General features: G+C 60.8%; 24 protein-coding genes. 9 read left to right on the top strand and 15 right to left on the bottom strand.

Going from position 1 to position 23,532, the window contains the following annotated elements; translation table 11 throughout:
• Positions 1–32: 32 nt before the first annotated feature.
• On the top strand, positions 33–1,337 hold the full coding sequence (locus ACUTQY_RS00455) for an aminotransferase class I/II-fold pyridoxal phosphate-dependent enzyme (RefSeq protein ID WP_046687115.1): 1,305 nt from the start codon (positions 33–35) through the stop codon (positions 1,335–1,337).
• On the opposite strand, the gene ACUTQY_RS00450 is transcribed toward ACUTQY_RS00455, so the two are convergent.
• From ACUTQY_RS00450 to nudI, 3 genes are all read right to left on the bottom strand, one after another.
• Complete coding sequence (locus ACUTQY_RS00450) at positions 1,334–2,320, bottom strand: MsnO8 family LLM class oxidoreductase (RefSeq protein WP_046687114.1); 987 nt, start codon at positions 2,318–2,320, stop codon at positions 1,334–1,336. The genes ACUTQY_RS00455 and ACUTQY_RS00450 overlap by 4 nt on opposite strands.
• 139 nt (positions 2,321–2,459) lie before the next feature.
• Complete coding sequence (gene pbpG / locus ACUTQY_RS00445; RefSeq protein WP_046687113.1) at positions 2,460–3,296, bottom strand: D-alanyl-D-alanine endopeptidase; 837 nt, start codon at positions 3,294–3,296, stop codon at positions 2,460–2,462.
• A 93-nt stretch (positions 3,297–3,389) separates the two neighbouring features.
• On the bottom strand, positions 3,390–3,815 hold the full coding sequence (gene nudI / locus ACUTQY_RS00440) for a nucleoside triphosphatase NudI (RefSeq protein ID WP_046687112.1): 426 nt from the start codon (positions 3,813–3,815) through the stop codon (positions 3,390–3,392).
• 235 nt (positions 3,816–4,050) lie between these two features.
• On the opposite strand from nudI, the gene ACUTQY_RS00435 reads away from it, so the two are divergent.
• Positions 4,051–5,481 (top strand): SH3 domain-containing C40 family peptidase, encoded by a 1,431-nt coding sequence (locus tag ACUTQY_RS00435; RefSeq protein ID WP_033643193.1) that lies wholly within the window; start codon positions 4,051–4,053, stop codon positions 5,479–5,481.
• A 68-nt stretch (positions 5,482–5,549) separates the two neighbouring features.
• Here ACUTQY_RS00435 and ACUTQY_RS00430 read toward each other — a convergent pair whose 3' ends face one another.
• Positions 5,550–6,302, bottom strand: a complete 753-nt coding sequence (locus ACUTQY_RS00430; RefSeq protein WP_046687111.1) for a hypothetical protein — start codon at positions 6,300–6,302, stop codon at positions 5,550–5,552.
• A 256-nt stretch (positions 6,303–6,558) separates the two neighbouring features.
• Between ACUTQY_RS00430 and ACUTQY_RS00425 the strand changes: the two genes are divergently transcribed.
• The gene (locus ACUTQY_RS00425) at positions 6,559–7,587 is read left to right on the top strand and encodes a transporter (protein WP_033643191.1); all 1,029 of its coding nucleotides are present in this window, start codon (positions 6,559–6,561) and stop codon (positions 7,585–7,587) included.
• Here the strand turns inward: ACUTQY_RS00425 and ACUTQY_RS00420 are convergent, their stop codons facing one another.
• From ACUTQY_RS00420 to ACUTQY_RS00380, 9 genes are all read right to left on the bottom strand, one after another.
• Positions 7,588–8,121 carry an SRPBCC family protein gene (locus tag ACUTQY_RS00420; RefSeq protein WP_033643190.1) on the bottom strand — a complete coding sequence of 178 codons (534 nt, stop codon included), beginning with the start codon at positions 8,119–8,121 and terminating at the stop codon, positions 7,588–7,590.
• Positions 8,122–8,124: 3 nt separating this feature from the next.
• A complete protein-coding gene (locus ACUTQY_RS00415; protein ID WP_004938187.1) occupies positions 8,125–8,472 on the bottom strand; it encodes an ArsR/SmtB family transcription factor in 348 nt (115 codons plus the stop codon).
• A gap of 82 nt (positions 8,473–8,554) precedes the next feature.
• Complete coding sequence (locus ACUTQY_RS00410) at positions 8,555–9,781, bottom strand: Zn-dependent hydrolase (protein ID WP_033650317.1); 1,227 nt, start codon at positions 9,779–9,781, stop codon at positions 8,555–8,557.
• Positions 9,778–10,269, bottom strand: coding sequence for an L-2-amino-thiazoline-4-carboxylic acid hydrolase (locus tag ACUTQY_RS00405; RefSeq protein WP_033643188.1), 492 nt, complete (start codon positions 10,267–10,269; stop codon positions 9,778–9,780). Before ACUTQY_RS00405 ends, ACUTQY_RS00410 begins: the two co-directional genes overlap by 4 nt.
• 18 nt (positions 10,270–10,287) lie before the next feature.
• Positions 10,288–11,397, bottom strand: coding sequence for a branched-chain amino acid ABC transporter substrate-binding protein (locus ACUTQY_RS00400; RefSeq protein WP_346405209.1), 1,110 nt, complete (start codon positions 11,395–11,397; stop codon positions 10,288–10,290).
• A 76-nt stretch (positions 11,398–11,473) separates the two neighbouring features.
• Positions 11,474–12,187: an ABC transporter ATP-binding protein gene (locus tag ACUTQY_RS00395; protein ID WP_046687109.1), complete on the bottom strand. Its 714-nt coding sequence runs from the start codon at positions 12,185–12,187 to the stop codon at positions 11,474–11,476.
• Entirely contained in the window at positions 12,180–12,950 is a 771-nt protein-coding gene (locus tag ACUTQY_RS00390; RefSeq protein WP_033643185.1) for an ABC transporter ATP-binding protein, read from the bottom strand. Before ACUTQY_RS00390 ends, ACUTQY_RS00395 begins: the two co-directional genes overlap by 8 nt.
• Positions 12,947–14,059: an ABC transporter permease subunit gene (locus ACUTQY_RS00385; RefSeq protein ID WP_033643184.1), complete on the bottom strand. Its 1,113-nt coding sequence runs from the start codon at positions 14,057–14,059 to the stop codon at positions 12,947–12,949. Before ACUTQY_RS00385 ends, ACUTQY_RS00390 begins: the two co-directional genes overlap by 4 nt.
• Positions 14,060–14,069: 10 nt before the next feature.
• Positions 14,070–15,020, bottom strand: a complete 951-nt coding sequence (locus ACUTQY_RS00380; protein ID WP_046687108.1) for a branched-chain amino acid ABC transporter permease — start codon at positions 15,018–15,020, stop codon at positions 14,070–14,072.
• Positions 15,021–15,190: 170 nt separating this feature from the next.
• Here ACUTQY_RS00380 and ACUTQY_RS00375 point away from each other — a divergent pair, with 170 nt between their 5' ends.
• The 4 genes from ACUTQY_RS00375 (at position 15,191) to ACUTQY_RS00360 (ending at position 19,588) form a co-directional block, all read left to right on the top strand.
• Positions 15,191–16,120 (top strand): LysR substrate-binding domain-containing protein, encoded by a 930-nt coding sequence (locus tag ACUTQY_RS00375; RefSeq protein WP_046687107.1) that lies wholly within the window; start codon positions 15,191–15,193, stop codon positions 16,118–16,120.
• A gap of 256 nt (positions 16,121–16,376) precedes the next feature.
• Complete coding sequence (locus ACUTQY_RS00370) at positions 16,377–18,257, top strand: potassium transporter Kup (RefSeq protein WP_046687106.1); 1,881 nt, start codon at positions 16,377–16,379, stop codon at positions 18,255–18,257.
• 190 nt (positions 18,258–18,447) lie between these two features.
• Complete coding sequence (locus ACUTQY_RS00365; protein WP_046687105.1) at positions 18,448–19,167, top strand: glucosamine-6-phosphate deaminase; 720 nt, start codon at positions 18,448–18,450, stop codon at positions 19,165–19,167.
• Positions 19,168–19,285: 118 nt separating this feature from the next.
• Positions 19,286–19,588, top strand: a complete 303-nt coding sequence (locus tag ACUTQY_RS00360; RefSeq protein WP_047026060.1) for a cupin domain-containing protein — start codon at positions 19,286–19,288, stop codon at positions 19,586–19,588.
• Here the strand turns inward: ACUTQY_RS00360 and ACUTQY_RS00355 are convergent.
• Positions 19,585–20,742: an alpha/beta fold hydrolase gene (locus ACUTQY_RS00355; RefSeq protein WP_197705153.1), complete on the bottom strand. Its 1,158-nt coding sequence runs from the start codon at positions 20,740–20,742 to the stop codon at positions 19,585–19,587. The two genes, ACUTQY_RS00360 and ACUTQY_RS00355, sit on opposite strands and share 4 nt — an antisense overlap.
• 64 nt (positions 20,743–20,806) lie before the next feature.
• Here ACUTQY_RS00355 and ACUTQY_RS00350 point away from each other — a divergent pair, with 64 nt between their 5' ends.
• On the top strand, positions 20,807–21,700 hold the full coding sequence (locus tag ACUTQY_RS00350; RefSeq protein WP_046687103.1) for a LysR family transcriptional regulator: 894 nt from the start codon (positions 20,807–20,809) through the stop codon (positions 21,698–21,700).
• A gap of 39 nt (positions 21,701–21,739) precedes the next feature.
• Here ACUTQY_RS00350 and ACUTQY_RS00345 read toward each other — a convergent pair whose 3' ends face one another.
• Positions 21,740–22,333: a TetR/AcrR family transcriptional regulator gene (locus tag ACUTQY_RS00345; protein WP_033643177.1), complete on the bottom strand. Its 594-nt coding sequence runs from the start codon at positions 22,331–22,333 to the stop codon at positions 21,740–21,742.
• A 140-nt stretch (positions 22,334–22,473) separates the two neighbouring features.
• On the opposite strand from ACUTQY_RS00345, the gene ACUTQY_RS00340 reads away from it, so the two are divergent.
• Entirely contained in the window at positions 22,474–23,529 is a 1,056-nt protein-coding gene (locus tag ACUTQY_RS00340; RefSeq protein WP_042784599.1) for a sugar phosphate isomerase/epimerase family protein, read from the top strand.
• Positions 23,530–23,532 lie beyond the last annotated feature (3 nt).

The following is a 23,532-nucleotide window of genomic DNA, read 5'->3' as shown; positions in this document are numbered from 1 at the left end:
TCTTATTTGAACTAGTACAAAAGGATTTATGTATGACTTCATTGTATGCAAAAGGCGGCGGCGCTGTCCAGATTGCCGAGCAGATCGCCGCACGCATCAAAAACGGCGCGCTGCGGCCGGGCGAACTGTTGCCGCCGGTACGCCAGCTGGCGGCGGAGCTGGAGGTCAATCCGAATACCGTGGCTAGTGCATACGCCAGATTGCGCGATGCCGGCCTGGTGGCGACGCGCGGGCGGGCGGGTACGGTGGTGCTGGAGCGGCCGCTGGCGGCGGTGAGTGCGGCCTATGCGCCGCGCCAGGTGCCGGCGGGGATGTGCGATCTGGCCAGCGGCAACCTGGATGCCGCTTTGCTGCCGGCGCTGAGGCTTGGCGCGGCGGAGGTGTTCCCTCAGCAAAACGGCTATGACATCAGCGGCGACCTGCCGGTATTGACCGGTCTCGGGCGTGAGTGGCTCGGGCGCCAGGGCGTGGCCCTGGGGGAACCGGCGGTGTTTTCCGGCGCGTTGGACGCGATGGAAAAGGCGCTGCGCTGCCATGCCCAGCCTGGGGCGGCGGTGTGGGTGGAAGATCCCTGCTGGCCGCCGCTATTGACGCTGCTGCGTCACCTGCGCCTGCGGCCGCTGCCGCTGGCGGTGGATGAACAGGGCTGTCGGCTGCCGGAGAGCGGCGCGGCCGACGCGGTGATCCTGACGCCGCGCGCCCATAATCCGACCGGCGCTTCGCTTTCAGCGCAACGTGCGCAGCAGTGGCGAGGTTTTCTGCGCGGCCATCCGCAGTGTCTGGCGATCGTCGACGATTTCTGGGGGCCGCTGTCGCAGCAGCCGCTGCATCTGCCGTTCGACGGCGATCGCGGCCTGTACGTGCTGTCGCTCAGCAAGTTTCTCAGCCCGGATCTGCGCATCGCGTTGGCCTGCGGCAGCCCGACCTTGCTGCAGGCGATGCGCGCCGATCAGTACATCAGCGAACGCTGGGTCAGCCATATCTTGCAGCAGATCGCCGCCAGACTGTGGGAACAAGCCTTGCAGGAAGGGCAATTGCAGCGGGCGCAACAGGCGTATCAGGCCAGACGGGACGAGCTGGTCCAGCGGCTCAATGCGTTGAATCACACGGCGCTGGCGGTAGGTGAAGGGCTGCATCTGTGGGTGCCGGTGCGTTCGGAAACCGCCGCCGCGCAGCTGATGGCGCAGCGGGGATGGCTGGTGCAGGGCGGTGAACCTTTCCGCCTGAAGGGCGGTCCGGCGCTCCGCGTCAGCCTGGCGAACGTCACGCCGTCGCAGTTGGCGCCGCTGGCGCAGGATCTGTCCGAAGCCATGCGGGCGGCGGCGGCGATCAACTAAGCCGGCGTCAAACTCTCCTCCGCCAGTAACTGCAGCGAGGCTAACCGGGCGGCCGGTTCGGCGATCGGCGTGTCGATGATGAACTCTTCCACGCCGTACTGTTGCTGCAGCTGCGCCAGTTGCTGATGCACCTGCTGCGCGGTGCCGAGCAGAATATGGCTTTCCCGCGGCTCGATGCGGTAGTCGGTGGCGCCGGCCTGCTGCACGAAACTCTCCGCCTGCGCCAGGCTGCCGACGGTCACACTCTGCTCACCGGCAATGTGCACGCGGTATTGCCGAATGTCGGCCGCCAATGCCGCGGCCTGTTCCTCGCTGGGGGCCACGATCGCCGCCACCGCCAGCAGCGCCTTGCGGCCGCCGCTGTGTGCGGCGTAGTGCTCCAGCGCGTCGCGGATATCCTGCGGATTGCCGTTCAAATGCGCGGCGAACACGAAGGCCCAGCCGGACTCGGCCGCCAGCGTCGCGCTTTCTTTACTGGCGCCGAGCAGAAAACGCTGCGCGCCCTGCGGCGGCAGCGGTGTGGCGCTCAGGCCGGGCTCGGCGTCGTCGTTCAGATAGGCGGTCAACTGCGACAGCTGCTGAGGAAAGTCCGGCTTGCGTTGCCGATCGTGGGCCGCCTGCAGCGCCTGGGTTGCGAGCGGCAGCCCGCCGGGCGCTTTGCCCACCCCGAGATCGACGCGTCCCGGCGCCAGCGCCGCCAGCAGGTTGAAGTTTTCGGCCACCTTGTAGGCGCTGTAGTGCTGCAGCATCACGCCGCCGGAGCCGATGCGAATGCGCGTCGTCTGGCCGAGCAGGTAGCCGATCAGCACTTCCGGCGACGGGCAGGCGAGCTGCGGCGTGTTGTGGTGCTCCGCCAGCCAGAAACGCCGATACCCCCAGCGTTCCGCCCGTTGCGCCAGCTGCAGCGTGCGCGCCAGCGCCTGCGCGGCGCTTTCCCCGTCGGCGATCGGACTTTTTTCCAATATGCTCAAGGCATAAGCCATTTTTCCCGCTCCTTTCATCATCAGATATGCCTGACAAATACCATGCGGGCGGCGCGCGGCTTAATACTGATTGGCGATAGGATATTCCATTGATCCAAAACGGATTTGGATATGCGCAGAACGGTAAAGCGCCGCGATTTTACCGCTCCAGCCAGGCCTTCAGACGAATGGCGTCACGGTAGTGGCCGTAGCGCGGCTGCGCGCCAAGCAAGATCATCACCACCGGCTGCCCTTTGATGGTGGTGCGCATCACCAGGCAGTGACCGGCCTCGTCGGTAAAGCCGGTTTTCTGCAGCTGGATCTTCCAGGCCGGGTTGTTGATCAGACCGTTGGAACTGCGATAGACCAGCTGGCCGCGGCCAGGACGCACGATCTGCTGCTTGTCGGTGCTGAAGCGGCGAATCAATGGATAGCGATAGGCGTGATTGGCCATTTTCAGCAGATCGCTGGCGGTGGCTACGTTGCGCGGCGTTAGCCCGGTCGGATCGTAGAAACGGGCGCGTTTCATGCCGATGGCGCGCGCTTTCTGATTCATTTTCGCCACGAAGGCCTTGCGCCCGCCGGGATAACTGCGGCTCAGCGCCGCGGCGGCGCGGTTTTCCGAAGACATCAGGGCGATGTGCAGCATGTCGCGGCGGCTGAGCACCGAGCCGATGGTCAGCCGCGAATGGGTTTTTTTCAGCAGATCGCGATCGGCGGCGGTGACTTTGAGTTGACTGCCCATGGGGCGTTTGCTGTCCAGGGCGACCATGGCGGTCATCAGCTTGGACAGAGACGCGATCGGCAGCACGCGGTTCGGTTGCTTCTGATAGAGCGTTTTTCCGGTACGCTGATTGACGACCAGCACCGATTTGGCATTCAACACCAATGGCGGCGCGGCGGCATGGGCGGGTGCCAAAACGAACAGCAGGCTGAACAGGGCGGCGGCGCCGAAGCGCCGGACGGACAGACGGAGAACAGGGAGAAATAAAAGCATAGCGACGGCAATAGTGACCCTAAGTGATTAAAAAATATCAAAAGAGTCTGCCCGGCAAATGTGAAGGAAATAGGGTGATAATCGCTCAAACTGTTACAGCAATCCCTTTTGCCGCAGCGTGAAGCGGGTGGCTTCGTTCAGATCGTAGTCCGCCAGGCGTTCGCGCGGCACCCAGGCGTAGTCGTCGAATTCATCGTTGATCGTCACGTCGCGGTTGGCGGCGTGGCAGTCGAAAATCAAGTAAATCATGTAGATTTGTTCCCGGCTGCCGTCGGCGTAGGTTTTGATGCGCACGTCGTCGCGGAAGGTCCAGGGCGTGATGCTGTCGAGGATCAGTGCGGGGCCCAGCTCTTCGCGCACTTCGCGCCGCAGCGCTTGCTCTATCCGCTCACCCGGCTCGACGCCGCCGCCGGACAGCGCCCACTGGCCGGGAAATACGCCCTTGTGCGCGGCCATTTTGCACAGCAGGAAGGCGTTATCGTTTTCAATCAGCGGGCAGACAATGATGCGTTGGCGCATGGAGGACTCCTGTCAGAAAGCAAAGCCGCAGGATAGCAGATTTGGCGGCGCAGGGCGGGAAGGTCGATCGCATTCTGTGCGGCGGCGGGAAATCCGGTCGGCATTTGTCATGGGGTTGCCTCCGGCTTTGTTTTCTTCAACGGGAAATCAATCGCAGGTGTTATTAAGTATCAATTCGAATAATTTCGCGTCAGGATAAAGCAGGGATTTTAACCTATCATGGAGTTGATAACGTATGCCTAATGGAATAAAACCGCTGTGCCTGATGACTCTGCTGCTGCTGTCGGCCTGCCACAGCGCGCCGGTCAGCCAGCCCCCTCAAGACGCCACGGCGACAGCCCCTATCGATGCCACCAAATCGTTGTTCCCGCTGGGGAACTATTCGCAGTCTGTCGATAAATGGTTGCCGCCTGGTCCGCAGCAGCGGATGCCTGTGATGGATGCCGCCACGCAGCAACGTCATTTTTCCGCCCTCAAATCTCACTATTTTGGCATGGGGCCGAACGATGAATCCCCCTGGAATCCGCATTACATCGCTGCCGTCCTGAACCGCGAAGCGGAAAGCCACCGTGATGCCGCAATGGATAAATACCTTGGCCGTGGAAGTGTCTCCTGGGGGGAAAACTTCAGGACTCACACCGACCGCTGGAAACAGCAAGTCAGAGATAACGCGTCTACGGACATTAGCCAGGTTTATCATTCTTCGGCCCGAGGCATTGCGGTCAGGGAGACGCTGGTCAGGATCCTGCCGACGGACGATCCGGCTTATGACGACCCTCGCCTGGCTGGACAAGGTTATCCCTTTGATAATCTGCAGGATTCGTCTATCCGCCCCGGCACTCCGGTATACGTTATTACGCAAAGCCGCGATAAACGCTGGAAATACGTCATGTCGCCTACGGTGATCGGTTGGGTGCATAGCGAAGACATCGCGGCGGCGGATCAGCGGTTTGTCTCAGAATGGCTGGCGCTGGCGGGGAAAAATCTGGGGGCATTCATTAAACAGCCGGTTTCGGTGCAAACGGGCGGCCAGTTTTATTTTACGGCGCGCCACGGCACGATTCTGCCATTTTACCGTCACCGACAGGGCCTTTTTGTGGTCGCCGTGCCGGTACGCCGAGAGGATGGCCGCGCACAGATGCGCCGGGTCGTTGTCAAGAAGGGGGAATTTGCCGCCATGCCGTGGAAAATGACGCCCGAACATCTTGCCGTACTGATGCGGTCAATGAGCGGCAGGCCTTATGGCTGGGGGAACTATAACTTCAATAATGACTGCTCCGCCGAACTGCGCAGTCTGTTGATGCCTTTTGGCCTCTTTCTTCCCAGAAATTCCGCCGCGCAGATACAGGCGGCCACCCGGGTGGTTGATCTTGCTCAAGCGAACACCAGTGAACGGTTGCGCTATCTCAAAGATCACGGCAAACCCTTCACCACGCTGGTTTACATTCCGGGCCATATCATGCTGTATATCGGCAATGCGCTCATTGACGGCCAGGTCGTGCCGATGACGTACCAGAATATCTGGGGGCTGCGCCCGGCAGATTCAAAGCGCCGCAGCATTATCGGCGGCGCAGTCTTTTTCCCGCTGCTGGCGACCTATCCTGAAGATGCGAGCCTGATGTCGCTGGCGGGCAAGGCGCAGTTTAAACTGGGATTTATTGAATAGCCCTTTCTTTAGCTGATAAAGCGACCGCGAATGCGGCCGCTCTTTGTGCGGTGACAAATCGAACGGCGCTAATTGCCTAGCCGGCGCTGGATAATTTTATCGTGCTCATCCGTCAGGTTAGCGTAATTCCAAATAAATAATCCGCCAAGGTTAAAGTCCAAAACCTGATCGATAAAGTAATTTAAATTCCAGTCGGTCAATCCTTTGGTCGTCAGGGCCAGAATGCATTTTTTATTTTCGGCCCCGTTCGCCAACGATTGTTTTAATGCCGGGATCACATTAGCGAGAATATCGTCATTGCTCCACATCGCTGCCGCATAACAGTAATGGATAAAGCGGTCGCATTGGTCTGATTGAATGATTTTTCTGACTTTCTCGTTGAGCTTGTTGCCATTTTCCGTATTGGGGTGGTTGTAAGAATAACCGGCAATAAAACCAAAGCTGGTCTCTTTCCCGGCCTCTTTTAGCCGTTTCATGGCTTCGATGACCCGTTCGGTGTTCATATTGCATTCGTCATCAAAATCGACGCCATCCCAGCCCCGATCGACCGTGGCCGCGACGATCCTCAACACTTCATCCTCATTGGCCGGCTTTTGCTGCGGGGAGCATCCGCCGCCGCCGTAAACCCATAGCGTCTTTCCGTTAAAGCCGGGAAGCGTATCGGGTTTGTTTTGTTTTTCCGGACTCCATCCTGGCTGGGCTGAGCTGCCTGTGGTTAATCCATCAAGGTTGGTTACCATGCCGTACATCATGACATCGAACGCTTTATGCGGTTGGCCAGCCAGAGACTGGCTCCATCCGCCCGTAATAAACTTGTTCATTGTCGTTGTCTCCTTATTGAGCGTGTTCCTTAAATGAATGTGTCTTGCATGATGGAGGGTATCAGCCGCTATATTCATTTAGCCATTGTGCGGTTGCTGAACGGGCAAGGGATGAAAACTTTTTAAAATGAAATGACGTTTTTATGACGGAAATATTAATGAGCAAGAGCGTTGAAAATCATTAACGCCGAGCGATAAAGATTGTTATAACAGCGTGGACGATCTGGGCTAACGGCAATAGGCAGGATAAGGCGTTATGGTGCAAAGGGCAGCGGAAAAGATGCACAAGCTGGATTTTGATGATGAAGTGACCGGGCTGATCTACGGCCATGCGTTTCGCTCCGGCGAGCCGCCGGCGCGCCTGAACTCGCAGCAGGTTTGCCTGGCTTACCAAACGTTGTCGCCCGGCGACGGTTTTATCTGGCTGCACCTCAATCTCAACCACGCGGCGGCGGAGAAGTGGCTGAAAAACCATTTCGCCATTTCCGATTTTTTCTTTCACGAAATTCGCCACGGTTCCCACACTACGCGCATCGAGCGGCAGGGCGACGATCTGTTCGCCGTGCTCAACGACGTGATCTTCCACCCTGAAGACAACAACCCGGAAACGGCGACGCTGTGGCTGTATTGCCGCCGTGGGCTGGTGGTGACCGTGCGTCATAAACCGGTGCGATTGATCGAGCGGTTGCTGGGCCGCCTGACGGCGCTGCAGCTGGCGTCGTCCACCGAACTGCTGGCGCACCTGCTGGAAGAGCAGGAGGATGTGCTGGAGCAGGTGGTGCGGCAGGCCAACCAGTATGTCGATACCATCGAGGATCGTCTGCTGACGAGCCGCGTTAAACGCAACCGCGCCGAGCTGGGGCGCATGCGCCGCATGCTATTGCGCTTTCAGCGCCTGTTGGCGCCGGAGCCGGCCGCGCTGTTTCGCCTGTTGAACCGGCCGCCGAGCTGGCTGAGCCGTGAGGTGGTGCAGGATCTGCGGCAGTTTACCGAAGAGTTCACCGTGGTGTTGAACGATCTCGCCAGCCTGACCGAACGCATTCGGCTGCTGCAGGAAGAGCTGGGCGCCAAACTGATGGAGCAGAATAACCGCACGCTTTACACCCTGACGGTGATCACCGTGCTGGCGTTGCCTATCAACATCGTCGCCGGTTTTTTCGGCATGAACGTCGGAGGGATACCGCTGGCCAGCAATCACCACGGTTTTATCCTGCTGGTGTTGCTGGTCGGCAGTTTTACGCTGATCGCCGGTTATCTGGCGTTCAGGCGCAGGGACGAGTCGTAATTACAGGCGGGCGCGGTACTCTTCTTCCAGCCGGGCATGGGTGCTCCAGAACGGCTGCGGAGCCCGATCGTGCAGGCGATCCAGCAGAATATCCAGATGGGTATGCCAGCCGCCGGCGACGCTGAGCATCTCGTCGCGGTTAGCCAGGCGCCGGTGGGTGACCGTTAGCAGCACCGCGTTTCCCTGTTCCGTCAACTCGAAGGTCACTTCGGAAGGGCGCCCCTGCTCCTGTTCGGCCCAGGTAAAGCTCAGCAGGCGCGGCGGGAACAGGCAGGTGATGTGGCCGCGGTTGCTGACGCAGCCGCCGTGCTGTTTGTACTTGGCCGGCGGTTGCTCGTGCTCGCCCGCCAGATCGGAGTTGCGAAACTCCAGCTCCAGCGGCGCGCCGTTTTCCAACTTCATGGCGCCGGCCGCCAGCCAGGTGGCGCGCTTGTCGGATTCGGTCAGGTAAGCCCACACCCGCTCGATGGGGCCGGGCAGCAACCGCTGGATGCGCAGCGTACCGGGTTCGATAATCATGCCGTAATCATTCATGGTTCACTCCTTGGGAGGAAGCTGTTCGGGCTGCAGCAGCGCCTGTTCGAGCGCATCCAGCCGTTCAGTCCAGAAATGTTCATAGGTTTGCAGCCAGTGCATGGCCTGCGCCATAGGCTCGGGTTCGAGCCGGCAGATATGGTTTCTTCCTTGCACGGTGCGTTGCACCAGGCCCGCATGTTCCAGTGCTTTCACGTGCTTGGAGGCGCCGGCGAACGACATCTGCAACGGCGCGGCCAGTTCGCCGATGCTGCGTTCACCGCCGGCCAGCGCGCGTAACATCGAGCGGCGGGTCGGATCGGCCAGCGCATGAAAAATGGCGTCCAGCTGTGAGGAAGATAATTCAACCATATGGTTGAATATAGATCAGGCAGGCTAATATTCAACCGTTTTGTTGAATATTTTTTGCCCCGGCGCCAAACCGGGGCGAGGATCAGGCGTCGGCGTGCGCCAGCAGGGCGTTGAGCAACACATCGGCGCCGGCGGCGGCCCAGGCGGGGGTGATATCTTCCCGCTCGTTGTGGCTGATGCCGTCCACGCAGGGAATGAAGATCATGGCGGTCGGGGCGACGCGATTAAGGTAACAGGCGTCGTGGCCGGCGCCGGAAATCATGTCGCGATGGCGATAGCCCAACGCCTGTGCGGCGTGACGCACGCTGCCAATACACCCCGGATCGAAGGCGACCGGGGGATACTGGAAGATGCGCTCGGCCCGGGCGGCCAGGCCGCCGCCGTTGACCTCGTTTACCGCCGCCAGTAGGCGCTGCTCCATCTGCGCCAGAATAGCCTCCTGCGGATGGCGGAATTCGACGCTGAAAAAGACGCGCCCCGGCACCACGTTACGCGAATTGGGGGTGATTTGCGCCATGCCCACCGTGGCGCGCGCGTCGGGCGCGAAATCCCAACCGATGCGGTTGACCGCCGTGACCAGCGCCGCAAAGCCAAGCAGGGCGTCGCGGCGCCGATCCATCGGCGTGGTGCCGGCATGGGCGCTGAAGCCGACGACCTCCAGTTCATACCAGCGCTGCCCTTGTGCGGCGGTGACTACGCCGATGTCGAGATGCTCCGCTTCCAGAATCGGCCCCTGTTCGATGTGCAACTCGAAGGCGGCATGGATCGGCGTACCGCCCACCGGATACTCGCCGGCGTAGCCGATGCGCTCCAGCGCGTCGCCGAGGCTGACGCCGTGCTCGTCGCGGCGCGTCAGGCCGTATTCCAGGTCGAATACCCCGGCGAACACGCCCGAGGCGATCATCGCCGGCGCGAAGCGCGCGCCTTCTTCGTTGGTCCAGTTGATCACTTCAATCGGGCGTTCGGTGACGATCTGCCGATCGTTAAGGGTACGAATAACCTCTAATCCGGCCAGCACGCCGTAGATGCCGTCGAAACGGCCGCCGCGGGGCTGCGAATCACCGTGCGAGCCGGTGACGACCGGCGCCAGCTCGGGGCGAGCGCCTTCACGCCGCAGGAACATGTTGCCCATTTTGTCGACGCGTACGGTGCAACCCGCCTCCAGCGCCCAGGCGCGCAGCTGATCGCGCGCTTGCCGATCTTCTTCACTCAGCGCCAGCCGGGTGACGCCGTTATTGGCGATGGCGCCGAACTGCGCCATCGTCTGCAGGCTTTGCCACAGGCGCTCGCCGTTGACTCGATACGTCATTGATCTTCTCCCGGCGTTTTAGCGGTGTAGCGGAAATCGCAGCAGGGGGCGCCGGACATGATGGTCTGGCTGCGCTGCAGGTCGACGTCAGGGGCATAGCCAACGATAAACTGACTGTCGCGAGCGCAGGAGAGCAGGTGACCGATCTCCCCCAGCCCCATCTCGTGATACATCTCGGCGTAGCGGCAGCGGGTGACGTTATAGTCGAAGTGCTGCGCGTCCTGATTGATCACCTCGACGCGCAGCGCATCGTCTTTTTCCCACAGGTACTGCAAGGCGGCGAAGCTGCGCAGATCCGCGCCGTTCGGTTCCTGGGCGGCGAACTGTTTGCCCGCCTCGATGGCGGCATTCTCGATGGCTTCGCCGATTACCGCCTGAGCGCGCGCCTTGCCGATTTCACGCACCAGAATCTGGTAGATCGGCTTGATGATCTCCGCCTCGATCTTTCTGCGGGCCAAAATGCCCAATTCGTTTTTTGCACAGCTCATCGCCTTGCTCCTCTTGATTTATTGTGACTTGGCGCCGCCCAACACGGTTTGCGGCTGCCATTTGCCGTCAACCACCCGGTACAGGGTGAAGCTCGGCTGTTGCAGGTTGCCTTGCGCATCGAAGGCGATGTCGCCGGTGACGCCCTGGTAATGTATGGCGCGCAGTTTCGGCAGATAATCGGCCGGATTGGCCGAATCGGCTTGCTCAATGGCGGCGATCAGCACCCGGGTGGCGTCGTAGGCGAAGGGCGCATGCAGTTCGATGTGGGTGTGATAACGATCGCGGTAGGCTTGTTCAAACGCCTTGCCGCCCGGCATCTGTTCCAGCGGTAGCCCCGGCTCCAGCGCGACGACGCCTTCGCCTTCCCGCTGCGCCAGCGTCAGGAAGGTTTGGCTGACGAAGCCGCCGGCGCCCATCAGCTGCGCGTTCATGCCCAGCTGTTTCAGTTTGCGCGCCAGCGGCGCCGCCTGCGAATCCACGCCGCCGAAGAAGATCAGATCGGCGTTTTTACTGCGGACGGTGGTCAGTACGGCGCTGAAATCAACGGTCTTGTCATCCACATACTCACGGGTGACCGGCTGCACGCCCTGGGCCTGCAGCGATTTGATAAACTCGTCCGCCAGCCCCTGGCCGAAAGCGGTGCGATCGTCTATCACTGCGATGCGCTTGGCTTTCAGCGTCTTCACCGCATATTGCCCGGCGTAGTTGCCGCCGTCGTCGTCGTGGCCCATCACGCGAAAGCTGGTGTCAAAACCTTGCTGCGTGTAGCCGTGACCGGTCGCCACTGGCGCCACCTGAGCGATGCCGGCGTCGTGATAGATGCGCGCCGCCGGGATGCTGGTGCCGGTGTTCCAGTGGCCGACCACGCCGGCGACGCCTTCGTCGACCAAACGCTGCGCCACGGCCACGGCGGTGCGCGGGTCGGACTGATCGTCCTCGGACACCAGCTTGAAGGTGACCGGTTTGCCGTTCAGCGTCGGTTTCTGTGCGTTAGCGTCGGCGATCGCCAGCCGTGCGCCGTTTTCGAGATCTTTGCCGATGCGCGCGGAAGGGCCCGTCAGCGGCCCGGCAAGACCGATCAACACGGTGTCGTCCGCCAGCGCCGGGAGGCTCAGGATCATTGTCATGGCGGCCAGCGCCAACGGCTTGATGCGAATGTTCTGCTGCATGTCATACTCCTGGTGCGGTTAAAGGTAACAACGGTTATTCACCCAAATAGACCCGTTTGATTTTTTCATCGTCCAGCATGTCGGCGGAGCGGCCGCTGTGGCTCAGGCTGCCGCTGTCCAATACGTAGGCGCGATCGGTGGACGCCAGCGCCAGGCGGGCGTTCTGCTCGACCAACAGCAGCGTGACGCTGTCACGGGCTAACTGCTTGATGACCGAGAAAATGGCCTCCACCACAATCGGCGCCAGCCCCATCGACGGTTCGTCCAATATCAGCAGCCGCGGGCGGCTGAGCAGCGCGCGGCCCATCGCCACCATCTGTTGTTCACCGCCGGAAAGCAGCCCGGCCGGTTGATGCAGGCGCTCGCTCAGCCGTGGGAAGGTGGCGCACACGCGTTCAAAATCTTGCCGCACCGCCGATGCGTCACGCCGCGCATAGGCACCCAGCTGCAGGTTTTCTCGCACCGTCAGGCGGGTGAAAATGCCGCGTCCCTCCGGCACCATCACCAGCCCTTGTTGCAGCAAGCGGTGCGGCGGCATGCCGCGAATCGAACGGCCGTCGAACAGGATGTCGCCCTCAAACGGCTGCAGGCCGGTCAGCGCCCGCAGGCTCGAGGTTTTGCCCGCGCCATTGGCGCCGATCAGCGTCACCTGTTCGCCGGCGCTCACCGTGAAATCGATGCCTTTGACCGCATGAATGCCGCCATAAGACACTTTGAGTCGTTTAACGCTCAGCAGGGCTTCAGACATGCGCGCCGCCTCCCAGATAGGCTTGAATGACCGCCGGTTCGCGCCGCACCTGAGCCGGTTCGCCTTCGGCGATCGCTTTGCCGTAATCCAGCACCGTCAGCCGATCGCACAGACCCATCACCAGCTTGACGTCGTGTTCGATCAGCAGCAGCGTTTTGCCGCTGTCGCGGATGCGCAGCAGCAGTTCGCGCAGCGCCACTTTTTCTCCGGCGTTCATGCCGGCCGCCGGTTCGTCCAGCGCCAGCAACCGGGGCTCGGTCGCCAGCGCGCGGGCGATCTCCAGCCGCCGCTGATGGCCGTAGGCGAGATCGCCGGCGCGGTAATGGGCGAATTGGCTGATGCCGACGTACTCCAGCAGCGCATGAGATTTATCGCGCACCGCCTGTTCCTCCTCCCTGGCGCGACGGTGCCGGGCGATCGCCGCCCACAGGCCGTTGCGGGTGCGCACGTGGCAGCCGACCATCACGTTTTCCAGCACGCTCATTTCATTGAACAACCGCAGGTTTTGGAAGGTGCGGGCAATGCCGGCCTGCGCCACTTTGTCGATCGCCTGGGGCTTATAGCGCTGGCCCGCCAGGCGGAACTCGCCCGCGTCGGCGCGATACAGGCCGGTGATCAGGTTGAAGCAGGTGGTCTTACCGGCGCCGTTCGGCCCAATCAGGCCGTAGATTTCCCCCTGGCGGATGCTCATGCTGACGTCATCCACCGCCGTCAGGCCGCCGAAGCGTTTGCTGATATGGTGTAAAGCGAGCAGCGGCGTCATGCGGCGTTCCCCCGTGCGTGGCGGGCCGGCCACAGGCCCGCCGGGCGATACAGCATCACCAGGATCAGCGCCAGGCCGTAAAACAGTTGGCGGATGATTTCCGGGTCGATCAGCACCTGGCCGAACAGCGCCTGCTGCAGCGGCCCCATGCTGCTGCGCAGCAGCTCCGGCAGGGCGGCCAGCAGCAGCGCGCCCAGGATCACGCCGGGGATGTGCCCCATGCCGCCGAGCACCACCATCGCCAGTACGGCGATCGATTCCTGCAGGGTGAACGATTCCGGCGACACGAAGCCCTGAAACGCGGCGAACAGCGCGCCGGCCACGCCGCCGAAGGTGGCGCCGATGGCGAAGGCCAGCAGCTTGAAGTTGCGGGTGTTGATGCCCATCGCCCGCGCGGCGTCCTCGTCTTCGCGGATCGCCGTCCACGCGCGGCCGATGCGCGAGTTCTGCAGCCGCAGGCTGATAAACAGGATCGCCAGCAGCAGGGCGGCGAACAGGTAGTAATACAGGTACAGGCCGGAAAAACGCACGCCGAACCACTCATGCATGCCGGAAAACTTCAGGCCGAACAGGCTGACCGGATCGATGCCGGAAATGCCTTTGGGGCCGTTGGTGAGGTTGACCGGGCGGTCGAGATTGCGCATCAGAATGCGCACGATTTCGCCGAAACCGAGCGTGACGATCGCCAGATAATCGCCGCGCAGCCGCAGCGTCGGCGCGCCGAGCAGGATGCCGCACGCCGCCGCCAGCAGCGCCGCCAGCGGGATCAGACCCAGCATCGACAGGTGCAGCCCGTCGGGGAACCACTGCAGCAGCAGCGGGAATTGCTGTGTCAGATGCGGTGACGACAGCAGCGCGGCCAAATAGGCGCCGACGGCGTAAAAGGCGATAAAGCCCATGTCCAGCAACCCGGTCATGCCCACCACGATGTTCAGCCCGAGCGCCAGCATCAGGTACAGCAGGGCGAAATCGACGACCCGCACCCAGTAGTTGCCCCCGGCGGCGCCCGCCACCCAGGGCGCCAGCAGCAGCGCGAGAATGAACAGCGTCAGCCCCAGCCTGGCGCGGCGCGGCGTGGCCAGAGGAACGGGAGGAGTCAAAACGGTCATGGTGATGTCCTTATGCGCGCGTGGCGATGCGTTCGCCCAAGAGCCCGGAGGGGCGGAAGACCAGCACGGCGATCAGCACCAGAAACGCGAACACGTCCTGGTAGTTGCTGCCGAACACGCCGCCGGTCAGCTCGCCGAGATAGCCGGTGCCCAGCGATTCGAACAGGCCCAGCAGCAATCCGCCGAGCATCGCGCCGCGCAGGTTGCCGATGCCGCCAAGCACGGCAGCGGTAAACGCCTTGATGCCCGGCAGAAAGCCCATCGAGAAACCGGCGTTGCCGTAGTTGCTGGCCATCATGATGCCGGCCACCGCCGCCAGCGCGCCGCCGAGCGCGAAGGTCAGAACGATGATGCGGTCAGGACTGATGCCCATCAGGCCGGCGACCTGCGGGTTTTCCGCCGTGGCGCGCATGGCGCGGCCGAAACGGCTGTGTTCGACCAGCAGCCATAAGCCGGCCATGACCGCGACGGCCACCGCCAGCGTGACGATCGCCGTGCCGGTGATCACCGCCGGCGCATGCCCGCCGCTGCCTGCGGTCAGGGCGATGGGGGTCATTGGCAGCAGCTGCGGAAACATCAGGGGATTGCGTGACCAGATCAGCATCGCCAGGGTTTGCAGCAGCAGCGAGACGCCGATACCGCTGATCAGCGGGGCCAGGCGCGGTGCATTGCGCAACCGGCGGTAGGCGAGATGCTCGATCGCCATCGAGGTGATGGCGCAGACCGCCATGGCGAACAGGGCCGCCAGCAGCAGCGTGGCGTACGGTGGTAACGCGGGAAAGTGGTGTTGCAACAGGCTTATCGCCGACAACGCGCTCAGCGCACCGACCATCAGCACGTCGCCGTGCGCGAAATTGATGATGCGCAGGATGCCGTACACCATGGTGTAACCGAGCGCGATCAGCGCATAGATGCTGCCGAGCATCAAACCGTTGACGGTTTGCTGTACCAGCGTATCCATAGAGAGAGTCCGGAGATAATGAGTCAGGAGGGTCACAGTAGAGAATTTAAAAAAATTGTAAAATACGGAAAAATACTTTCTTATACAAAAAACGAGTGATTTTAATGCGTTGATTTTTATGTATATTGAATCCATTCCTTCAGTGTTGATTTCCCAAAAACAGTCAATATATGAAAAAAACAGAACAGTACGATGAGCCATTGCCGATGCTGCAGAACGATCCGCCGCTGCGCGCCGTGCGGGCGTTCGAAGCCATCGCGCGCCTGGGGGGCATCAGCGCGGCGGCTAACGAGCTGATGATTTCGCCTTCGGCGGTCAGTCATCAACTCAAAACGTTGGAGGCATTTTTGCAGATGCCGTTGACCGAACGGCAGGGGCGTAACCTGGTGCTGCGCAGCGAGGGGCGGGAGTATTACCGTTCGATTCGCTCGGCGTTCAACGTGCTGCGCCAGGCGACCGAACACGTGCGCGAGCAATCCGCGTCGCGGCAGGTGACCATCAGCCTGATCCCGCTGTTCGGCATGGGTTGGTTCATTCCGCGGCTGCGCGGTTTCCTGCGCGAAAATCCGGATATCGACATCAATGTGGTCTACGCCAACCACCGCAATTACCTGAGCGACGCCGCCGACCTGTCGATCCGCTTTGGGGTCGGGCAGTGGACCGGCTATCGCAGCGAGAAGCTGATGTCCGGCAAAATGGTGCCGGTGTGCAGCCGGGCATTCAGTAAACTGCATGGTTTGCTCGATACGCCGGAGCAGCTGGCGACGCTGCCGCTGCTGCACGACGAGGAGCGCAATACCTGGATGCAATGGTTTCAGCAGGCCGGCGTCAAGCGTCCGCTGCGCAGTATCGGCCCGATGTTTGAGGACGGATTGTTGACGTTGGCGGCGGTGCAGGCGGGGTTAGGGTGCGCGTTGATGCGTGAACCGTTAATCGCCCAGTACCTTGAAAGCGGTGAGTTGATCAAAATGTTCGATCTGTCGATCGACGACGGCCGCGATTATTACCTGTGCGCTCGACTGGATAGCGAGCTGTCGCAGGAAGGCGAAAATCTGCGGCAGTGGCTGCGCCGCGAAGCCGATGAGAGCCGGCTCGCGTAACGCCGGGCGGAAACAGGGGGGAGCCGGACGTTCATTTCACTTTCCCACGACGCACGCCACGCCAACAGGAAAGTAATAGGCCCTCCGGGGTGGGCGTTTTTAAACCGTTGCTCACCGGCGATGATTGCTGAAGCTTCAACGCGCGATGCTGTCACTGGCGAAGATGACGGCTATGCTTAACTTGCCGATCACGTGGCGCGACGGCCACAAAGTGACAATAATTCCCACTCTCAGCGCAACGTCAAGGAGCGAGCAGATGTCTGTCGGCAATGATACGGAAACCGTGAATAAGACGGGGCTGGCGCCGCTGGCGTTGGGCGCATTGGGCGTGGTGTTCGGCGATATCGGCACCAGCCCGCTGTACACCCTGAAAACCGTGCTGTTTCTCTCCGGCGACGCGCCTTCAGCGCCGGTGATCCTTGGCCTGCTGTCGCTGATATTCTGGACGCTGGTGATCGTCACTTCTCTCAAATACGCCATGTTCGCCATGCGCATCGGCAACCGCGGCGAGGGCGGCATCATGGCGCTGATGTCGCTGCTGGTCAGCAAGCGAAAATCCCGGCCGCTGGTGTTGTTCGCCGGCCTGTTCGGCGCCGCGCTCATTTACGGCGACGGCGCCATCACGCCGGCCATTTCGGTGCTCTCGGCCCTCGAAGGGCTGAACATCGTGCTGCCGGCGTCGCAGCCCTATATTCTGCCGGCGGCGGTGGTGATTTTGCTCAGTCTGTTCGCCATTCAGCCGCTGGGTACCGCGCGCATCGGCCGCGTGTTCGGGCCGATCATGGCGCTGTGGTTCCTGTCGATCGCTGCGTTGGGCGTGTGGGGTATCATCCAGCATCCGGCGGTTTTGCTGGCGCTGAACCCGCTCTACGGCATTCACTTCCTGTTCTCCAACGGACTGACCAGCTTCCTGGTGCTGGGCGGCGTGTTTTTGTGCGTCACCGGCGCCGAAGCGCTGTATGCCGACATGGGGCATTTCGGCAAACGGCCGATTTGGCTGGCCTGGTTCGGCATCGTTTTTCCCAGCCTGTTGCTTAACTACGCCGGTCAGGCCGCGCTGATCCTGAGCGGCGCCGATGTCACGCAGAACATCTTCTTCCGTTTATGCCCGCCGGCGATGCTGATCCCGCTGGTGATCCTGGCCACGCTGGCGACGATCATCGCCAGCCAGGCGATCATCAGCGGTGCGTTTTCCATGACCCGGCAGGCGATCCAACTGGGGTGGCTGCCGCGGCTGCGGGTCAAACAAACCACCGAGGAAAGTTACGGGCAGATCTACATTGGCGCCATCAACTGGCTGCTGATGGTGGTGACGCTGTTCCTGACCGTGTTCTTTAAATCGTCGGACAATCTGGCCGCCGCCTACGGCATCGCCGTCTCGTTGACCATGATCATGACCACCGGCCTGCTGTTCGTCGCCATGCGCGAGGTGTGGCGCTGGGGGCCGATCGCCAGCCTGTTGGCGGCGGGCGGTTTCTTCGTGGTCGATTTGAGCTTCCTGACGGCCAACATGACTAAAGTGCTGCAGGGCGGTTATATCCCGCTGCTGTTGGCCGCCGCGGTCTATACCGTGATGCTGGTCTGGCATCGCGGGGTGCTGGCGGCCGCGCGCACCCTCGGTGAAACGACAGTGCCGGTAGAGGATTTCCTGGAGAAAATCCGCCGTGAATCCGTGCCGCGCGTGCCGGGCACCGCAGTATTCCTGACTCGCAGCCTGCAGGGGACGCCGCCGGTGATGAAATGGCAGGTCAAGCGTAACGGTTCGCTGCACGCCAACGTGCTGGCGCTCACCATTGCCATCGTCAATGAGCCGCGGGTCTCGAATGCTGAACGGTTGGTGATGCGCGAGCTGTCGCCGGGCTTTTGGTGCGGCGTGGCCAGCTATGGCTTTATGGAGCGGCCTAACATCCCGCAGCTGTTGCAGCACGTCGAGGCGCAGAAATCCGGTCTGAACTTCGACGAGGCGACCTACTATCTCGGGCACGAGACCGTGGTGCGCCGCGAAGCGAACGACCGGTTGCCATCCTGGCAGCGCAACCTGTTCGCGCTGATGGTGCGCAACGGCATGCACGTCACGGATTATTACTACCTGCCCAGCGATCAGGTGGTGGAGATTAGCCGCCGCGTGCCGGTATAGGGCGCGAAAAAGGCATCGCCGCAATTGCGGCTTGCATCACACAACGCGGTTTGCATTTCATTCCTGGCCGCCATAACCTGACAAGAAACGGATTGTTACTGACGCGATCAGGCAAAACCTAACTTCTCTCCCGGCATCGAACATGGCCGGATGGGCGGTTAGGTTTTTTTTTTGCAAAAAGGAGAAGGGAATGAAACTTGTCGTCGCTAATGATTACCAGGAAATGAGTGAGCTGGCCGCCAGCCTGTTGTTGAGTTACATGCTGCGCCCGCAGCGCGTCAATCTGGCTATCACCGCCGGCTCGACGCCTAAACGGATGTATGAGTTGTTGGCTCCGCGCGTCAAGGGCCACGCGGAATTCGCCAACGCGCATTACTATAATTTCGATGAAATTCCTTACGCCGGCCGATCGGGCTATGGCGTCACCATGGAGAATCTGCACCGTATGTTCTTTGGCCCGGCGGCGATCCCCGAGCGGCAACTGCACGTCTTGAATTCGGACAACTACCTGCAGCACGATCGGCGTATCGCCGAAGATGGCGGGCTGGATGCGATCGTGATGGGCGTCGGGGCGGACGGGCATTTCTGCGGCAATCTGCCGGGCACCACCGCCTTCGAAGACCGCACCTGTCGGGTGCCGGTTTCCGCCAGGCCGGATATGGCGGACATTTTGCTCAAAGAGGTGGGCGGCCGCACTGAATGGCTGCCCGATCATTACGTCACCCTGGGGCCTGCAAGCGTGATGGCCGCCAAAAAGCTGGTGCTGCTCGTCAACGGTTCGCACAAAGCGGACATTTTGCGGCGCATTGTCAGCGGGCCGGTGGAGAGCGGGGTGCCCGCCAGCATTTTGATGCTGCATCCGGGCCTGTTGATTATCGCCGATCGGGAGGCCGCGGCGCTGCTGCCTTAAGCGTTCATCCGGCGCGTCTCGCCTCAGAACCAACGGTCATAACCTGCAACCAAAGCGTCTTTCCCTGCGGCGCAGAATCAGGCTAGAGTGCGTTTTTTCATGCACCTGGGGGATTCCGATGCTGTTCGATTTAAACCAGCAGGCGGCCGAACTGCCTGAGGCCTGGCGCTCTGCCGTGCTGGGCCGCGTCGGTGCGGCCAATATCAAAGTGCTGCGCATGGATGCGCGCAGCATTGCGGATGAAGTGCATGATTACAGCGAAGGGTTGCTGGTGATCAGCGGCCACCTGCGGCTGCAGGTGGCGGGGGAAGAAGTGGTGGTGCGGGCCGGTCAGCTGTATCAGGCCGCGGCCGGCGTGCCGCACCGCGTGTTGCCGGGCAGCGAAGGCACGCTGGTGATTGTCGATTTGCCGGAGGATTAAGTGCCGTCGTTGGGCTGAGGCTGTGCCAGAAATCTGACAACGCCCTGGAGAAAGCGTTGTCTGCCGGCGTTATCTCTATCGAGATGGACAAAATGTGTCGCTTCAGGAATGACCAGCTTTTCGGCTGAAGGGGCATCTTTCATGATGGCGTCAACATCCTCGGGCCGGCTCCAGAAATCCCGCCCCGAGCGAACAACCAATACGGGAACGGTTGTTAAGGCTGTTGCGGACCACTGTTTTCTGCCCATCGCCAGTTCAAAGCTGTCAGCCATTGCACCGGTCGGTGCGCGGAAGCTGTGTGGCGTTCTGCGCTGCGAGGTATTGTCCGATGCCAGTGCGGCATCACCGTAAGCGCGTTTAACTGTTTCATCACGCCACTGTGTTTTATCCGCCACGGGAATGCTGTTATCCCAGGCGACAAACAGACTGTCTCGCGTGTTGAGGCTCCAGCCGCCAAATTTGGCGGCGTTGAAGTGCCCGGGATTTTGAGGATCGTCCAGCGGCGATCCCTGGCCCAGCAGCGGGTGGTGGGCGGTTCCGCCATAAAGCGTGTTATAGAGCACCAGCCGTTCCACATTCTGTGGATATTGGGTTGCATAAGCGCCCGCCCAGTGCCCTCCCGTCGCCCATCCCAGGATATTAATGCGGGGCGCTCGACTCCATGCCTGAATAGCCTGCACGGCGCGATCGATATCGGTTATGGCGTCCGCAGTGCGGATCAACGGCGCTGACTGGTTAGGAGGGCTGTCCATCGCGGCCGGCCGGCTGGATAACCCATATCCCCGCAGATCGAGGATATATACCCGAAAACCGGCTAACGCCAGATCTGCAGCCAAAGAGCCGCCCTTGACGGGCAAATCAAAAGAGGCCAGGCCGGGAACCCGTGCGCCATGAATCAGCAGTACAGGTTTGCCCTCAGATTTCAGGCTGACTTCCCTGACGTGCAGTTGCTCTCCGCCCGCAAGCAAAATGTATCTGTCTGTTCGATTTACCGGTGTGGGGATTTCATTTTCTTTTGATGCAGCCAGCGTTGACGACGCTGACATGATAAGGAGGGCTAGCAACGTATTTAGGTTTCGATAAGTCAGTGACAACGATCTGAGTATGTTCATTGTTATTTCTGCTCCACGAATATATACAGGAAGCATCTTCATGTGCTCCCCTTGACGTGTCTAATACTATTGTGGCGCTTTCTTAATATATTTTAGGTATCACGACATGCTTACTCTGCGTCAGCTCCGCCAATTTCTTGTGGTCGCGGAAACAATGAATGTCCGGAAAGCGGCCGAGCGTTTGCATATGGCTCAACCCCCGCTGACAAAAGCGATCCGTCAAATGGAAGAGGTTTTGGGCACCCGGCTTTTTGAGCGAACCAATCGAATAACGGCATTGACTCCCGCAGGGGCAGTGTTGCAGAAGGAAGCGGTTACGACGCTCATGCAGATGGAACGGTCGATGTTACTGACACGACGCGCTGGCCAGGGAATGACGGGGGCTTTGCGCATCGGTTTTGTCGCTTCCGCCGTCAGACATCTGCTTCCCGAAATGGTCGCCCGTTTTCACTTTTCCTGTCCGCAGGTTGTTCTTGAATTGAAAGAAATGACGACGGCGCGACAGGTTGCGAGCCTTTTGGAAGACACGATTGATATTGGCATTGCGGTTTTACCTGTTCCTGAATACGCCATACCGAAACTGTCTTGCCATCCATTTTTTAGCTGCCCGCTGATTGCCGTTTTGCCGAGTAAACATCCTGCCGGAACAAGCGGCGTTCTTTCGCTTTCTGCCTTGGCCACGGAGCCGTGGGTATTGTTTCCTGGGCAAGAAGGGCCAGGTCTCTATCGCGCTATCATTGAGGCCTGCGAAAAGGCAGGATTTGCTCCTGAGGTTGTTCAGCGAGCCGTGCAGATGGAAACGATAGTCGGCCTTGTTGCTTCGGGATTAGGAGTCAGTCTGGTCCCTGAATTCATGCAAAAAAGCGGCTGGGCAAACGTTTCTTTTTGTCGGCTTAGTGGAGAACAGATCCCGTATCAGGTTGCTCTGATTCACAAGGCGGAAAATATCAATCCCCACGTCGCGGATTTTGTCAAAAACGCAGTTCCTCCACAGCCATAGGTAAAACGCGCCTGAGTTTGAACCGCATTCAAGAATCGATTAGGCGCGGTCGCCCAAGGCCGTCAGCGCCACGTTTACCGCCGCCAATAACCGCGCCTCGGTGACGCCGTCACGCGCCTGAATCGACAGGCCGTGCAAGAAGACGGCGAAATAGTCACCCAGGCTGTCGGCGTCGGTGTCGGCCGGCAATTCGCCGGTTTGCACCGCCTGCCGCAGCCGTTCGACGATCTGCTGCGTGCGCTGCAGCCGATGCTCTGCCAGCCAGGCTTTGAGCCCGTCGTTTTCCGCGCTGACGCTGGCGGCGGCGGAGACCACCATGCAGCCTTGCGGCAGATCGGGCCGGCTATAGAGCCGTACGGCGTCTTCCAGCAGGCGTTTGAGCGCCGGGCGAATGCCGCTTTCCGTCGCGAAGGCGCGATCGGCGAAGCCCCCTTCGGCGGTTTCATAACAGGCAATCGCCTCGCGAAACAGCTGCTCTTTGGAGCCGAACGCTTTGTAGATGCGTGCGGAAGCGATGCCCAACTCCGCCACCAGATCCGACATCGAAGTGCCTTCGTAACCTTGCCGCCAGAATAAGTTTCGCGCCTTCAATAGCGCCTGTTCGCGATCGAACTCGCGCGGTCTGCCTGCCATTCGCTGCTCCAATTTACCTGCCATTCAGCGACATAGGATCGCTTAAATCGACGGGAATACCAATGCCTTTATAAATTTCGCTTGCGGTCGCCGCGCTTTGCTCCTATTGTTTGTCAATCGACAACCAATAGGAGTTTACGATGAAAACCCTCAAAGGTCCAAGCCTGCATCTCGCGCAATTCAGCGATGACGCGGCGCCGTTCAACAGCTTGCCCGCCATTGCCGAGTGGGCGGCGCGGACCGGTTTTACCGCCTTGCAGATCCCGGCCTGGGATCGGCGTTTATTCGACGTGGCCACCGCTGCGGAAAGCCAAACCTACTGCGACGATTTGACCGGCATGTTGGCGGAGCAGGGGTTGGTGGTCAGCGAACTGACCAGCCATATCTTCGGCCAGCTGATGGCGGTGCACCCGGCTTACGATGCGCTGTGCGACAGCTTTGCGCCACCGGCGCTGCAGGGCGATCCCAAGGCTCGCGGCGAGTGGGCGCGGCAGCAAATGCTGTTGGCGGTGAAGGCGTCGGCGCGGCTGGGGCTCAGCGAACTGGGCACCTTTTCCGGTTCGCTGGCCTGGCCCTATCTGTTCCCGTTCCCGCAGCGCCCTGAAGGATTGATTGACACCGCGTTCAACGAGCTCGCCAAACGCTGGCTGCCGGTGCTCGACGCCTGCGAGGAGCAGGGCATCAATCTATGTTATGAAATTCACCCGAGTGAGGATCTGCACGACGGCGTGACGTTTGAGATGTTTCTGCAGCGCGTTGGCAACCATCCGCGTTGCCGGGTGTTGTTCGATCCGAGCCACATGGTGCTGCAGCAGCTTAACTATCTGGAGTTTATCGATATCTATAAGGACGTTATCGGCATGTTCCACGTTAAGGACGCCGAGTTCAATCCGACCGGTCGTCAGGGCATATACGGCGGTTATCAGTCCTGGATCGATCGCGCCGGCCGTTTCCGCTCGCTGGGCGACGGCCAGGTCGATTTCAACGGCATTTTCTCCCGTTTGACGCAGTATGGCTATCCGGGCTGGGCGACGCTGGAGTGGGAGTGCTGCCTGAAAAATCCACAGGACGGCGCTCGCGAAGGCGCGGCCTTCATTCGCGAGCGCATTATCCGTGTCACCGACAAAGTGTTTGATGACTTCGCCGGTGCGCCGGTCAATCCTCAGCAGATCAATGCATTGCTCGGCATTCGCTGAGCC

It is taken from the genome of Serratia sp. TSA_130.1, from assembly GCF_052691795.1.
This window is presented reverse-complemented; position numbering and strand designations above follow the sequence as displayed.

Excerpts from the sequence above, each read along its gene's own strand:
- ACUTQY_RS00455 (WP_046687115.1), top strand. The coding sequence starts at position 33 with ATGACTTCATTGTATGCAAAAGGCGGCGGCGCTGTCCAGATTGCCGAG.
- ACUTQY_RS00450 (WP_046687114.1), bottom strand. The coding sequence starts at position 2,320 with ATGGCTTATGCCTTGAGCATATTGGAAAAAAGTCCGATCGCCGACGGG.
- pbpG (WP_046687113.1), bottom strand. The coding sequence starts at position 3,296 with ATGCTTTTATTTCTCCCTGTTCTCCGTCTGTCCGTCCGGCGCTTCGGC.
- nudI (WP_046687112.1), bottom strand. The coding sequence starts at position 3,815 with ATGCGCCAACGCATCATTGTCTGCCCGCTGATTGAAAACGATAACGCC.
- ACUTQY_RS00435 (WP_033643193.1), top strand. The coding sequence starts at position 4,051 with ATGCCTAATGGAATAAAACCGCTGTGCCTGATGACTCTGCTGCTGCTG.
- ACUTQY_RS00430 (WP_046687111.1), bottom strand. The coding sequence starts at position 6,302 with ATGAACAAGTTTATTACGGGCGGATGGAGCCAGTCTCTGGCTGGCCAA.
- ACUTQY_RS00425 (WP_033643191.1), top strand. The coding sequence starts at position 6,559 with ATGGTGCAAAGGGCAGCGGAAAAGATGCACAAGCTGGATTTTGATGAT.
- ACUTQY_RS00420 (WP_033643190.1), bottom strand. The coding sequence starts at position 8,121 with ATGAATGATTACGGCATGATTATCGAACCCGGTACGCTGCGCATCCAG.
- ACUTQY_RS00415 (WP_004938187.1), bottom strand. The coding sequence starts at position 8,472 with ATGGTTGAATTATCTTCCTCACAGCTGGACGCCATTTTTCATGCGCTG.
- ACUTQY_RS00410 (WP_033650317.1), bottom strand. The coding sequence starts at position 9,781 with ATGACGTATCGAGTCAACGGCGAGCGCCTGTGGCAAAGCCTGCAGACG.
- ACUTQY_RS00405 (WP_033643188.1), bottom strand. The coding sequence starts at position 10,269 with ATGAGCTGTGCAAAAAACGAATTGGGCATTTTGGCCCGCAGAAAGATC.
- ACUTQY_RS00400 (WP_346405209.1), bottom strand. The coding sequence starts at position 11,397 with ATGACAATGATCCTGAGCCTCCCGGCGCTGGCGGACGACACCGTGTTG.
- ACUTQY_RS00395 (WP_046687109.1), bottom strand. The coding sequence starts at position 12,187 with ATGTCTGAAGCCCTGCTGAGCGTTAAACGACTCAAAGTGTCTTATGGC.
- ACUTQY_RS00390 (WP_033643185.1), bottom strand. The coding sequence starts at position 12,950 with ATGACGCCGCTGCTCGCTTTACACCATATCAGCAAACGCTTCGGCGGC.
- ACUTQY_RS00385 (WP_033643184.1), bottom strand. The coding sequence starts at position 14,059 with ATGACCGTTTTGACTCCTCCCGTTCCTCTGGCCACGCCGCGCCGCGCC.
- ACUTQY_RS00380 (WP_046687108.1), bottom strand. The coding sequence starts at position 15,020 with ATGGATACGCTGGTACAGCAAACCGTCAACGGTTTGATGCTCGGCAGC.
- ACUTQY_RS00375 (WP_046687107.1), top strand. The coding sequence starts at position 15,191 with ATGAAAAAAACAGAACAGTACGATGAGCCATTGCCGATGCTGCAGAAC.
- ACUTQY_RS00370 (WP_046687106.1), top strand. The coding sequence starts at position 16,377 with ATGTCTGTCGGCAATGATACGGAAACCGTGAATAAGACGGGGCTGGCG.
- ACUTQY_RS00365 (WP_046687105.1), top strand. The coding sequence starts at position 18,448 with ATGAAACTTGTCGTCGCTAATGATTACCAGGAAATGAGTGAGCTGGCC.
- ACUTQY_RS00360 (WP_047026060.1), top strand. The coding sequence starts at position 19,286 with ATGCTGTTCGATTTAAACCAGCAGGCGGCCGAACTGCCTGAGGCCTGG.
- ACUTQY_RS00355 (WP_197705153.1), bottom strand. The coding sequence starts at position 20,742 with ATGAAGATGCTTCCTGTATATATTCGTGGAGCAGAAATAACAATGAAC.
- ACUTQY_RS00350 (WP_046687103.1), top strand. The coding sequence starts at position 20,807 with ATGCTTACTCTGCGTCAGCTCCGCCAATTTCTTGTGGTCGCGGAAACA.
- ACUTQY_RS00345 (WP_033643177.1), bottom strand. The coding sequence starts at position 22,333 with ATGGCAGGCAGACCGCGCGAGTTCGATCGCGAACAGGCGCTATTGAAG.
- ACUTQY_RS00340 (WP_042784599.1), top strand. The coding sequence starts at position 22,474 with ATGAAAACCCTCAAAGGTCCAAGCCTGCATCTCGCGCAATTCAGCGAT.